The organism is Pseudomonas tremae (assembly GCF_001401155.1).
GTDB lineage: Bacteria > Pseudomonadota > Gammaproteobacteria > Pseudomonadales > Pseudomonadaceae > Aquipseudomonas > Aquipseudomonas tremae.
This window is the reverse complement of record NZ_LJRO01000200.1, coordinates 52,848-65,664: the sequence shown is the minus strand read 5'-3', so window position 1 is coordinate 65,664 and position 12,817 is coordinate 52,848. Positions and strand designations below refer to the sequence as shown.

The following is a 12,817-nucleotide window of genomic DNA, read 5'->3' as shown; positions in this document are numbered from 1 at the left end:
AGGGCAGTCCCACCGTTACGCCCTCTTCTCAAGGCGCATTCAACGGTGGTTCTTTCTCTATGAGTTTTCTGGTCTGCATGGGCGTGCTCGGCGTTTTATTGATGCTGTTGGCACTGACCTCTTCCTTTTTGCGCTGGATGCCGGTGACAACGTCGGCAGTCTGTCTGGCGTTCGGTTTCAGCATCGGCCCGATGGGCCTCGATATTGTCGATCTCGACTTCAAGGCGTCGCATGAATGGCTTGAGCGCCTGACCGAAGTGGCCGTGCTGTTTTCACTATTCGGTACCGGTATCAAGCTGCGCTTGCCGTTAAAGGGCAAAGCCTGGCACTCGGCTTATTGGCTGGCCGGGCCGGTGATGCTGGCGACGATCGCCGGGGTAAGTGTTGCCGCTCATTACATCTTCGGTATCGACTGGACCATATCCTTATTGCTCGGCGCCATGCTTTCACCCACCGACCCGGTACTGGCGGGGATGGTGCAGGTCAACAGTGCGCAAGATCAGGATCGCCTGCGTTTCGGCTTGTCGGGCGAGGCAGGGCTAAACGACGGTACCGCGTTCCCATTCGTTATTTTTGCGCTGCTCTATCTGACTTCCGGCGGAGGGATGGCCAACTGGGTACAGGACTGGCTGATCAAGGACCTGATCTGGGCAGTACCCGCTGGCCTTCTGATCGGTTATGGCATGGGACGAGGGGTTGGCCACCTGATGATTTTCCTGCGCATCAAGAATGCCGACAGCACCACCTCCCCCAACGACTTCCTGGCCCTGGCGCTTATTGCGCTGGCTTATGTAGTTGCCCAAAGCGTAGGAGCCTTTGGTTTTCTCTCGGTATTCGCCGCAGGCTTTGGCTTGCGTCAGGCCGAAGTGCGCGTCACCCGCTCGGAACTACCCTCAGAGCACGTGGCACAGCCGGTGCTCGGGCACATGACAGCATCACTGGAAAAAGGCACCGTGGCCGAATCCGATGACCTGAGCGATTCACAATTGGCCGCCGGCGTGATGATGGGCGATATGCTGGCGTTCGGCAGTCTGGTGGAGCGCGCAATGGAGGTACTGCTGATCACCTTGCTGGGCGCTGCGCTGGCCACTTATTGGGACTGGCGCGCCAGTGGCCTGGGGCTGGCGTTGTTCTGCGTCATCCGCCCGGTCAGTGTCTGGCTGCTGATCAGTCGACGTCTGCTCAACCGGAAACAGAAGGCACTGGTCGGCTGGTTCGGCATTCGCGGCATCGGCAGTCTTTACTACCTGTGCTTTGCCCTTTCCCATGGCTTGGCGGACGATGTCGGGGATGTTGTGATCGGCATGACGCTTTCAGTGGTGGCCTTGAGTATCTTGCTGCATGGCATCAGCATCCAGCCGTTGCTGGAGCGTTACGAGCGTAGCGCTTCGGCCAATCCTGACACATGAGGCAACCCTGGCAGCGGTAATAGAGCAGGTCGATGGGCGTATCGGAACAAGCAATTGGACTGCGGCATTTCGTCTCGGTTAGCGTGACACACATCCAGCCTGTGCAACCCTGTCCTCACTAGCTACTATGAAGACTGATCGAGGCACTCTGCCAGCCTGTACCCCAGCGCCACACAGCACTCAGTCTGCAAAAGACCTGAACCCCTGTAAGTCGCTGGCCTCCAAACGGAATACAGTTCTATCAAACAGTTAGAAGGTGAAATGTCAGAACCGGTTTTGATGGACCGCTTTGCACGCAAAGTCGATTATCTGCGCATGTCGGTCACCGACCGGTGCGATTTCCGCTGCGTGTACTGCATGGCCGAAGAGATGACGTTTCTGCCGCGACAACAGATTCTGTCACTGGAAGAAATACTTCAGGTAGCTGAGCGCTTCGTCGCACTGGGCACCCGGAAAATCCGTCTTACCGGTGGTGAGCCTTTGGTGCGCGCAGGCGTGGTTGGGCTTTGTGAGCGTATTGCCGCCCTGCCCGGCCTTCGCGAACTGTGCATGACCACCAACGGCTCGCAGCTGGATAAACTCGCCGAGCCACTGTTCAAGGCTGGCGTCACGCGCTTGAACATCAGCCTGGACAGCCTGGACCCGCAACGTTTTCGCGAACTGACCCGTACCGGGGATCTGTACAAGGTCATTGCCGGGATCGACGCTGCCAACGCCGCCGGTTTTGTACACACCAAGCTCAACTGCGTGGTAATGCACGGGCGCAACGACGACGAGATCAATGATCTGGTGGCGTTCGCCATTGATCGCAACCTCGATATTTCGTTCATTGAAGAAATGCCCCTGGGTGTCATCAGCGAGCACAGTCGCGCCGAATCCTTTTACTCCAGTGATCAGGTCCGCGAGCGCATTGCCGAGCGTTATACGCTGGTGCCCTCCACCGATTCGACTCAGGGGCCTTCGCGCTACTGGCGCTTGGCCGAAGCGCCAAACATTCGTATTGGTTTCATTTCTCCGCACAGCCACAACTTCTGCGGCACCTGCAATCGTGTGCGGCTTACCGTAGAGGGCCGCTTGCTGCTGTGCCTGGGCAATGAACACTCGGCGGACTTGAAGTCAGTGCTGCGCGCCAACCCCGGTCAGCCGCAAAAACTTGAGAAAGCCATCATCGACGCCATGCAGTTGAAGCCCTGGAGCCACAACTTCACTCACGACGATGGCGTCCAGGTAGTGCGCTTCATGAACATGACTGGCGGTTGATCGCAGTTCAGGTCACACAACGCCTTGCGGCAAGGCGTTGCTTACTTCTCGGGCTTGCGAAAGAACAACGTGATCTGCCCGACCTCGACGCCCAGCTTGGTCATCGACGATCGGTTAGCCAGCGTCCGCTCATCGATAAGGTACATCCAGTCATCCAGACTGACGTCATATTCAGTGCCGTCCACCGGCAGTCTGAGCACGTAATTCCAGTGAAAGCTGTTGCCTGCCACTTCGCCGGACGCCTCACCGACCACGTCGCCTGCGGTGCCCTTCCAGCGGCCCGGACCGTCGGGACGCAAGCGCCATTCCCGTACTTGTTTGGTGCCGTCGCTGTAACTGAACGCTTCGTGCATGACCAGCACTTCTCCCTCGCTGTGGCCATTGATCACGACGGTAAAGCGCTTGGCGACTTCACCTGAGCGTTTCTGAAACATCCCCCAGGCTTCGACACGCCCAGTGAAGTACTCGCGCAAATCAAGTTTGGGCGCCTCCTGGCTGTAGTGACTGACTGGCACACCGCCGCAACCGCCCAGCCCAAGACCGAGGCAAACCATCAACATCCATTTTCTGAGCATGAGCCCTCCAGAATCGATCATGAACCTTTGCTGCCCAGTAGCTGTTCCCGAAGCTCGGGATTACGGGTTTTCGGGTCAAGCCAGATGGAAAAGAACGCCTTGGCAAACTGGCCGTCCGGCACGACATGCTGGAGCTTGTCGCCGACATAGAAACGCGCCTCGCGCCCAGGCAGATAGACGCCTGTAATCTTCATGCCCGGCTGAACGTCGACAAATGATTGATTCATTTGCTCGCGCCACTCGCTCAGTTGCCCGGCAGTCACCGTCGGCCCGGAAATGCGCTTTATTTCATCGATGCTGGCATCAACCAGATCTTCGCGATCAATGGCGCGATGGTAGGTGAGTTCAAGGGCCAGTGGAGCATCTGCCACAAAAGGTTTGGAGGGGCTCAAAAGCCTGGCGGTATAGATACGAAAGCCGAACAGACTGAGGTCACCGCCGCCTACCACTTGAGCATTGGGCAATGCCTCATGCCAGTCCGCCGAAGCGTTTGCGCTGAGCAGGATAACCAGCCATAACCACCGTGGTGCACGCATCGGCAACCTCTGTATAGGCACTGCCATAACTTCGATGGCAGGCTGGGAATGAGACAAGTCAGATGCACTGACTCATTGCCGGAATCTATACCAGCAAAATCACTTTGTACAACCGATAAGGCAATTGTTCTTCTCGGTACTTAAAACCAAAAAGCCTGCTCCCGATCAGGATCGGGAACAGGCTTCAGGGCTCAAGACTTAAAGCATCTTTAAATCACGCCACCTGAGAATGAGCGTGCCGCCGGGTCTTCTGCCATTCACTTTTCAGTGCCTGCAATGTGTTTTCCATAAAAGTGCGGTCAGCTGCGGCTTTCTTGCCGACATAACCCTGACCGCGGCGGAACATCTTCAGTGCCGTGCGCATGTGCGGGTGCGCATCGCGAAACTCGCTTTCCTGCGTGAACGGCGACATAGGGTCGACATGCACTTCACCTGAATCGGCGATCCAGACGATGTGGTTGTCCAGCGTATCTTTGCGCGCGGCAAACAGACGAGCCAGCTCATCGATAGTCGGTTGATTGTTGATATTCATGGTGACGCTCCTTCGCTCGCAGACTGTTCGATAGTTGATGCATCAAGTTCATGCGCCGGACGTTCATCGACGAAACTCGTCGAACACGATTCCAGCCCTAAAGGACATGCAGGTAGCCCTGATGAAAAGCCGCTACACAACAGCATCAGCGCAGAGAAAAGAAGTCACGAAACCCAAAGATCCGGCCCAGGATCATCAATCGATCCGTTACAGACATCATGAGGACATTTCGCCAGCTTCTCGCCATTATCGACGACAATGCCAGTTCAGCTCCATCAATCTGCCTTGTGGGCAGCCTACATCCAGGAACATCTCGACGGTTTGCCGAGCCCGTTCAGTACCTATTTGCAGCGCTCCCGATCAGGGAGACAGCTGCATGATGCAAGGGCAAAGGAGATGCGTCAACGATTATGTAGTGATTATTTTAAAGCACTACATAACTGTATGAGGGATGTGCAGTTACGCAGAATCCTGACTGAGTGGTCACAGACGGATACAGAATTCGAATAACAAAAAGGCCTGAAAGCTTTCGCTTCCAGGCCTTTGTACAGATGCATGACGCCTGGTGATCAGCTCACCTTGAAGCGCCCCACCAACCCTTGTTGCTGCTCGGCCAATCGAGCCAGTTCGCGGCTGGTGACGGCTGTCTGCTCGGCACCGGCGCTGACCTGGATTACCAGCGCGTTGATGTCGTGGACATTGCGATGGATTTCTTCGGCAACCAGGCTTTGCTCCTCGGCGGCCGAGGCCACCTGGATATTGCGGTCGCTGATGCTGGCGATGCCTTCGGCAATTTCTTCCAGCAGCTCTCCGGCGCGCACCACGTTGCTGGCGCCCTCCTGCGCTTTGCCCAGAGTCTCCTGCATTGAAGCGGCGGCACGTTCGGAACCCGATTGCAGGTTGGCGATCATCTGCTGGATGCTGACGGTAGAGTCTTGGGTCTTCTTGGCCAGGTTGCGCACTTCGTCCGCAACTACCGCAAAGCCGCGACCTTGCTCGCCTGCACGTGCAGCCTCAATGGCCGCGTTGAGCGCCAGCAGGTTGGTCTGGTCGGCGACGCCACGGATCACATCGAGGACCGAGGAGATAGAGTTGCTCTCGCCCTTGAGCTCGCCGATGATCTGCGAAGTTTGCTGCGCCTGAAGCGACAGTCCTTGAATCAGGCTGATGGTGTTTTCGATTTCGGCCTTGCCCTGCATCGTGCTGGCATTGACCCGTTGCGACATTTCCGACGCATCGGTGGTGCTGCGTGCAACGTCCTTGACCGTCGAGCTCATCTGGCTGATAGCAGTGGCCACCTGATCAGTGCCCTGACGTTGCTGTGCCACGTTCTGGCTGGTCTGCAGCGCGACGGCCGAAGACTGTTCGGCCGCCGTGGCAACCTGCGCTGTGGCGCTGCCGATCTCGCGAATGACGTCGCTGATCTGTTGCGCCATGTTGTCCAGGTTGCGTGAGATCTCGCCAAACTCGTCTTTGCCGGTATAACGCGTTCTTGCGGTCAGGTCGCGGGTGGAGAGCGCAACCAGCGTGCGGTTCACGTCCACCACTGCAATCTTGATGTTGCGGATGATCACCGACGCCAGCCAGAGCACGACTATCAGCATCATGACCACCGTCCCGATGGCCACATACAGGCTGCGCTCCGCCTCGTTGCGCGCATCAGAGGCCAGGCTTACGACGGTCTGTCCCAACTCGGTTTCCACCTGAGCCATCATGTCGATACGCGACGTTGCAAGGTTGAACCAGTCTTCCGGTTTTACATTGAGTGGGTCGCCCAATGGCGTATCAAAACCCAGACGCTGCAGACGCGCGACTTCCAGCGAAGCAGGTTGCTGCAAAACAGCGTTCAATTTGGTTTTGAACACTTCAGGGGACCAACGCTGAAAGGCTTCGTAATAACCGGAGAACTCGCCCAGGTTGCGACTGAAGCGTGATAACAGTGCCGCGTCGAAACGGTTCTGGTTGAACGCCAGGCCCAGCAATACACGTTCACGACCTGCGCGCTCTTTCATGTCAACGAATTGGTTGAGGGAGCTCAGGGCACGCAGTATTTGCGGGTCTTCAATCGTGGCTTCGAGAGAGTAAGTAAAGCCGATCAAGACTTTGATGATGTCGGTGAAGCGCGCACCGGACTCGGTATTGTTGATCGCCAGCGCATCGACTTTCAGGCGCAGTGCGATGACGTCATCCAGCGCACGCGACACGTTCTCCGTTCCGGAAAGGCCTTCAGTAGATTGCGCGCGCATTTCGACCATGGCCTTGTCGGTTTCCTGACGAAGGCTTCGCAGCTTGTCCTGCATGGTTTTGCCGCCGCTGCCCAGGAATACGCCACTGGCGCCGCGTTCGCGCTGCAATGTGGTAACCACATCACTCAGCGTACGGGCAACGCTGGTCGCAGTAACCGCGCGACTGTTGTCACCCAGCGTCTCGCTTTTGTCAGCGACGTAGAGACCTGCAAAGGCCAGAAAACCCAGCAGTGGGAAGATTAGAATAAGCAGCAGTTTCATACTCAAAGGAGCATTTCTAAGCATTACAGACCTCGTGACTCGCAAACTTTCTATAAAAATCACTGTGGCCCAACGCTTTATAAGCACTGACGTTTTTATAACCAGAGATGATTCGATAATTAGCCTGCCGTAGCCTGTCCTGCCTCCATCCATTTGTTTCGGCCGTGATTTAGCAAGCTTTACCTGCCGGTCTGCTTTAATTTTAAAGCACGCCATTGCGAGAACATGAAATGAGTAACGACTGCGCGATTTAATATCAAACAAGAGGAAAAGACATGATCAAGAAAGTCGGCCCTACCGACATCAAACCTGTCCACCGCGCCTCGTGCCATTGCGGCGCGATCATGCTGGAGCTCGATTTACCGGACGGCGTTGTTGACCCGCGACGTTGTGATTGCTCGCTGTGCAGGCGCAGAGGTGCTGTGGTGGCCACTGTGGCGAAAGACGGCGTTCGGGTGATTCATGGGCAGAGTGTGTTGAAGCTGTATCAATTCAACACACGCACCGCCGAGCATTATTTTTGCGGAAGATGCGGGATCTACACCCACCATCAGCGACGTTCCAACCCCAATGAATACGGTTATAACGTCGCCTGCCTGGAAGGTGTGAACCCTTTCGATCTGGGCCAGGTGAAAACCAGCGACGGGGTCAATCATCCATCTGACCGCTCAGCCGATGTAGCGCCCGAGTGCGATTAGCGCAGGTTGGTCTTGGCCAGCTCCAGCACTTCGCTGCCTCGTCCGCTCATGATCGCGCGCATCATATACAGACTGAAGCCCTTGGCCTGCGCCAGTTTGATTTTCGGCGGGATGCCCAACTCCTGTTTGGCGGTGACGACGTCGATCAGCACCGGGCCGGGGTGATCAAAGGCCTTGCGCAACGCTGCGGGCAGTTCTTCGGCATTTTCTACTCGCAGGCCAAGAATGCCAGCGCCCAGGGCGATACCGGCAAAGTTGGTTTCGTGCAGGTCAGTGCCATGCGGCACGTAACCGCCGGCCTTCATTTCCATGTCGACGAAGCCCAGTGAACTGTTGTTGAACACCACCAGTTTGATCGGCAGGTTCAACTGCCGAATGCTCAGCAGATCACCCAGCAACATCGACAAACCACCGTCACCACACAGGGCGACGACCTGCCGGTCCGGATGTTCGGCCTTGGCACCCAGTGCCTGAGGCAGCGCATTGGCCATCGAGCCGTGGTTGAACGAGCCGAGCAGGCTGCGTTTGCCGTTCATGTGCAGGTAGCGCGCAGCCCACAGCGTCGGCGTCCCCACGTCGACGGTGAAGATGGCGTCGGCATCGGCATGCTCGTCGACGAGTCGGGTAAGGTACTGCGGGTGAATCGGCGTGCCATCCGGTGTCGGCGTGGCGAGTTCGTCCAGCTCCTCACGCGCCTTGGCATAATGCTTCAGAGCCTTGTCCAGGAAGCGTCGGTCAGCGTGGGGAGTAAGCTTGGGCAGCAACGCGTCCAGAGTTTCGCGAACACCACCGACCAGCCCCAGGGTCACTGGGGTGCGGCGGCCCAACTGGGTCGGGTCAAGGTCGATCTGAATGATGTCGGCCTTGTCCGGATAGAAGTTGCGATAAGGCAAGCTGCTGCCGAGAATCACCAGCGTGTCGCAGGACAGCATGGCGTGATAGCCGGAGCTGAATCCGATCAGGCCGGTCATGCCGACATCGAACGGGTTGTCGTACTCGACGTGCTGCTTGCCGCGCAGGGCATGGACGATCGGTGCGCCCAGCTTGTCGGCCAGGGCGAGGACCTGCTCGTGAGCACCTTCACAACCAGCTCCGCACAGCAAAGTCACAGCCTTGGAGGCGTTGAGCATTTCGGCCATAGACTGCAAGTCGTTGTCCGCCGGCACGACCGTCGGCGGCGTAGGGGCGACCCATTTCACCGCAACATCCGGAGCCTCGCTGAGCGCCACGTCGCCGGGCAACACGATGACTGCCACGCCCTTCTGGCTGATGGCCGCACGCATGGCACGTTCCAGCACACGCGGAAACTGCTCGGGGTTGCTGACCAGTTCGACGAAGTGGCTGCACTCCTTGAACAGCTCCTGCGGGTGGGTTTCCTGAAAGTAGTCCAGGCCTATCTCAGGGGAAGGAATATGCGCGGCAATTGCCAGCACCGGGACCCGGTTGCGATGGCAGTCATACAGGCCATTGATCAAATGCAGGTTGCCAGGTCCGCAGCTGCCCGCGCAAACCGCCAGCTTACCGCTGGACGCCGCTTGAGCGCCTGCAGCGAAGGCAGCCACTTCTTCATGGCGGGTGTGCATCCAGCGAATCGAGTCGATGCGTTCCAGGCTATCGGTCAAGCCGTTGAGGCTGTCACCGGACACCCCCCATATGTGGGAAACGCCTGCCGCTGCGAGGGTTTGCGCAAAATGATCGGCAATGGTCTTGGACATAAGGGGTTCCTTGTCGAGGCAATAAAAGGGTCGAACAAACAGGCATAGCGCTCTGCCACGCCTGTTGTGGTCGACCCGACGGAATCTCGACAGTTCAGAAAACCTGAGCCCTGTTCAGGGCTCAGGCAGGCAGTCTGCCTGGGCAGACGGCTCAGGCGTGCGGGTTGCCCGTCGCCTTGGTGGGCACTGCGTATTGCGGCTTGAGCTTGCCGTCGCTGTCGAGCAGCCAGGCGTCGAGAATTTCCCGCACCACCGGACCGGCCACCCGACCACCCGCCTCGCCGTTCTCGATGGTCACCGACACTACGATCTTCGGATGGTCAGCCGGGGCGAAACCGACGAACAAGGCGTTGTCGCGGTTACGCTCAAGGGTCTTGAGACGGTTGTAACGTTCACCCTGCTTGATCGCCACCACCTGCGCCGTACCGCTCTTGCCGGCAATCCGGTACTGCGCGCCCTTTGCGGCGTCGCGGGCGATACCGCGCGGATCGTGCATCACCATCTGCATGCCGGTGTTGACCTGATTCCACTCATTGGGGTCATGCAGCACGATATTGGGCATGGGATGCTCATCGACCGGCGCGGCATTGCCGACTTCCATCGCCAGATGCGGACGATGCCAGACGCCCTTGCTGGCGATCAGCGAAGTGGCCTGGGCGAGTTGCAATGGCGTGACCTGCATGTAGCCCTGACCTATACCGAGGATTACCGTCTCGCCGGGGAACCAGGCCTGACGGCGCGTTGCGCGCTTCCATTCGCGGGACGGCATCAGCCCGGCGGCCTCCTCGAACATGTCCAGCGAGACTTTCTGGCCAATGCCGAACATGGTCATGTAGTCATGCAGTCGGTCGATGCCCAGCTTGTGCGCCAAGGTATAGAAGTACGTGTCGTTGGACCGCATGATCGCGGTGTCCATGTCTACCCAGCCATCACCGCTATGGTTCCAGTTGCGGTACTTGTGATCGAAGTCCGGCAGTTGGAAGTACCCAGGGTCGAAGACCTTGGTCGAGGCAGTGACCACACCGCTGTCGAGGCCGGCAATGGCAACTTCCGGCTTGACCGTCGAGCCAGGGGCATACAGACCGCGCAACACGCGGTTGAATAGCGGCCGGTCGATGGAATCGCGCAATGCAGCGTATTGCTTGAAGCTGATGCCGGTCACGAACAGATTGGGGTCGAAGCTCGGCTTGCTGACCATCGCCAGCACCTCGCCTGTTTCCGGGTCCAGCGCCACTACCGAACCACGACGATCACCCAGCGCGTCCTCCGCAGCAGCCTGAAGATGCGCATCCAGCGTCAGGGTGATGTTCTTGCCGGGCACCGGGTCAGTGTGTTTCAGAACCCGCAGTACGCGCCCCTGGGCATTGGTCTCGACTTCTTCGTAACCCACATGACCGTGCAGCTCTGACTCGTAGAAGCGCTCTATCCCGGTTTTGCCGATGGATTGAGTGCCGCGATACTCGTTGTCGAGGTGCGCCGCTTCCTTTTCGTTGATGCGCCCAACGTAACCGATAGAGTGAGCAAAATGTGCGCCCAGCGGGTAGTGACGAACGAACTGTGCCGCGACATCAACGCCCGGCAACAGGTACTGATTGACTGCCAATGTGGCGATCTGCTCTTCGGTCAGTTCGTACAGGAGGGTCGCAGGCTCGAATGGATGACGTACCTGTTTCAGCTCTTTGTCGAACAGAATACGGTCTTCATCCGGCAGTTCCAGCAGGGTCATCAGTTCGTCGATAACCTTGTGCCAGTCACCTGCTCGCTCACGAGTCAGGGTCAGATTGAAACTGGGCCGATTGTCGGCCAGCACTTCGCCATTACGGTCAAAGATCAAACCGCGCTCAGGCGGAATCGGCAGTACATGGACGCGGTTGTTTTCGGAGATCGTCGAGTGATACTCGAACTCGGTGACCTGCAGGAAGTACATTCTCGCCACCAGGCAGGTGGCCAGCAGCCCGACCAGCACGGCACAGGCAATCAGTCGCTGGTTGACCAGCCGCGTCTCTTTCTCGTGGTCTTTCAGGGGGATTGGATTGGGCATTTCTACAGCTTCTCGATGAAGGGCAAACGGCGCAACTGAACGTGTAAATGAATATTTCGGCGCGCACCATAGCAAGAAGCGACTGATGACAGGCAGTTGCGCTGACATTCGCCAGATGAAAAATCTGTCAGAAATGCCTCAGGCAGGCAATGCACGGGCCTCGGCTGACGCTTCGCGCGCCTGCATGATGCGCGGCAGACTTGTCTCGATCCAGGTGACCAGTGTCTCGACCTGCAAAGCAACCTCTTCGCCCATCGGGGTCAACCGATACTCGACATGCGGCGGAACGACAGGCAGCGATTTGCGGCTGACGAAACCGTCCTGCTCCAGATGCTGAAGTGTCTGGGCGAGCATTTTTTCGCTGACCCCGCCGATCTTGCGTCGCATTTCGCTGAAACGGTGCACGCCGCCACGCAACACCACCAGCACCAGCACGCCCCATCGACTGCAAATGTGATTGAGCACGACCCTTGAGGGGCACTCAGTGGCCAAGACGTGTCCCTGGCGAACAAAGGCCAGCATGGACTCGACGGTATCAGATGGCACCTGCGGGGCAGACTCACTCATGACACTTACCTTTTTGTGCGTACTTACGAAAGGTAAGCATGATGACTATGCTGACGCTTCCTTTCAACCGATTCGAGGAATCATTCCATGATCGTTGTCACCGGTGCCACTGGCCAGCTAGGCCGCCTCGTCATTGAGCAACTGCTCGTCCGCATTCCTGCCGGACAGATCATCGCAGCCGTACGCAGCCCCGATAAAGCCGCTGACCTGTCGGCACTGGGGGTCCAGGTTCGTCACGCCGACTATTCGCAACCCGCGACCCTGGACAGCGCATTTGCGGGAGCTGAAAAGGTGCTGTTGATTTCTTCCAGCGAAATAGGCCAGCGCCTTTCCCAGCATAAGGCGGTTATTGATGCAGCCAAGCGCGCCGGGGCCAAATTGCTCACCTACACCAGCGTATTGCACGCTGATGCCTCGTCACTGGGCCTGGCCAAAGAACATCGCGAGACCGAGGACTACCTGCGCGCCAGCGGGTTGTCATTCGCCTTGCTGCGCAATGGCTGGTACACCGAGAATTACACGGCAGGCATACCGGGGGCACTGGCACATGGTGCGATGATGGGTTGCGCCGACGAAGGCCGAATCAGCTCGGCATCGCGCCTTGATTACGCTGAGGCTGCAGCGGTTGTATTGACCTCGGAAGAAGATCAGTCAGGTCGCGTTTACGAGCTGGCGGGCGACGAGTCTTACACCCTTGCCGAATTTGCCACCGAGCTGTCGAAACAGTCGGGCAAACCAGTGCCTTACGCCAATCTGACGCAAACCGGGTTCGAAGCCGCTTTGATTCAAGCCGGCCTGCCTGATTTCGTCGCAAATCTGTTAGCCGATTCCGACGCGGCAGCCGCCAAAGGCGCCTTGTTTGACGACAGCCGCCAGCTGAGCAGACTGATCGGTCGCCCTGCCACCCCACTGGTAAAAACCATTGAGGAAGCACTGCGAGGCTGAGCACTGTAAAACCGATCGAATGATTCCAAATC

General features: G+C 57.8%; 11 protein-coding genes and 1 pseudogene. 4 read left to right on the top strand and 8 right to left on the bottom strand.

What is annotated here, in order from left to right; translation table 11 throughout:
- The first annotated feature begins 59 nt into the window (after positions 1–59).
- Positions 60–1,409 carry a cation:proton antiporter gene (locus tag ALO43_RS14345; RefSeq protein WP_053932279.1) on the top strand — a complete coding sequence of 450 codons (1,350 nt, stop codon included), beginning with the start codon at positions 60–62 and terminating at the stop codon, positions 1,407–1,409.
- Between the two features lie 261 nt (positions 1,410–1,670).
- Complete coding sequence (gene moaA / locus ALO43_RS14340; RefSeq protein ID WP_024689894.1) at positions 1,671–2,669, top strand: GTP 3',8-cyclase MoaA; 999 nt, start codon at positions 1,671–1,673, stop codon at positions 2,667–2,669.
- A gap of 41 nt (positions 2,670–2,710) precedes the next feature.
- Here moaA and ALO43_RS14335 read toward each other — a convergent pair whose 3' ends face one another.
- From ALO43_RS14335 to ALO43_RS32115, 5 genes and pseudogenes are all read right to left on the bottom strand, one after another.
- The gene (locus ALO43_RS14335) at positions 2,711–3,244 is read right to left on the bottom strand and encodes a DUF3833 domain-containing protein (protein ID WP_024669115.1); all 534 of its coding nucleotides are present in this window, start codon (positions 3,242–3,244) and stop codon (positions 2,711–2,713) included.
- A 17-nt stretch (positions 3,245–3,261) separates the two neighbouring features.
- Positions 3,262–3,780, bottom strand: a complete 519-nt coding sequence (locus ALO43_RS14330) for a chalcone isomerase family protein (protein ID WP_005893244.1) — start codon at positions 3,778–3,780, stop codon at positions 3,262–3,264.
- A gap of 214 nt (positions 3,781–3,994) precedes the next feature.
- Positions 3,995–4,312 (bottom strand): hypothetical protein, encoded by a 318-nt coding sequence (locus ALO43_RS14325; protein ID WP_024689893.1) that lies wholly within the window; start codon positions 4,310–4,312, stop codon positions 3,995–3,997.
- Positions 4,313–4,881: 569 nt separating this feature from the next.
- Positions 4,882–5,511, bottom strand: coding sequence for a methyl-accepting chemotaxis protein (locus ALO43_RS32120; RefSeq protein ID WP_371906713.1), 630 nt, complete (start codon positions 5,509–5,511; stop codon positions 4,882–4,884).
- A gap of 537 nt (positions 5,512–6,048) precedes the next feature.
- Positions 6,049–6,819, bottom strand: a pseudogene (locus tag ALO43_RS32115) (nitrate- and nitrite sensing domain-containing protein); the annotation flags it as partial.
- Positions 6,820–7,094: 275 nt separating this feature from the next.
- Here ALO43_RS32115 and ALO43_RS14315 point away from each other — a divergent pair.
- Complete coding sequence (locus ALO43_RS14315; RefSeq protein ID WP_053481386.1) at positions 7,095–7,517, top strand: GFA family protein; 423 nt, start codon at positions 7,095–7,097, stop codon at positions 7,515–7,517.
- Here the strand turns inward: ALO43_RS14315 and poxB are convergent.
- From poxB to ALO43_RS14300, 3 genes are all read right to left on the bottom strand, one after another.
- The gene (poxB, locus tag ALO43_RS14310; protein WP_005893252.1) at positions 7,514–9,232 is read right to left on the bottom strand and encodes a ubiquinone-dependent pyruvate dehydrogenase; all 1,719 of its coding nucleotides are present in this window, start codon (positions 9,230–9,232) and stop codon (positions 7,514–7,516) included. The genes ALO43_RS14315 and poxB overlap by 4 nt on opposite strands.
- Before the next feature lie 151 nt (positions 9,233–9,383).
- A complete protein-coding gene (mrdA, locus tag ALO43_RS14305; protein WP_005893253.1) occupies positions 9,384–11,273 on the bottom strand; it encodes a penicillin-binding protein 2 in 1,890 nt (629 codons plus the stop codon).
- A gap of 138 nt (positions 11,274–11,411) precedes the next feature.
- A complete protein-coding gene (locus ALO43_RS14300) occupies positions 11,412–11,840 on the bottom strand; it encodes a winged helix-turn-helix transcriptional regulator (RefSeq protein WP_005893254.1) in 429 nt (142 codons plus the stop codon).
- Positions 11,841–11,927: 87 nt separating this feature from the next.
- Here ALO43_RS14300 and ALO43_RS14295 point away from each other — a divergent pair, with 87 nt between their 5' ends.
- Positions 11,928–12,785: an SDR family oxidoreductase gene (locus ALO43_RS14295; protein ID WP_054997698.1), complete on the top strand. Its 858-nt coding sequence runs from the start codon at positions 11,928–11,930 to the stop codon at positions 12,783–12,785.
- The last annotated feature ends 32 nt before the right edge of the window (positions 12,786–12,817 follow it).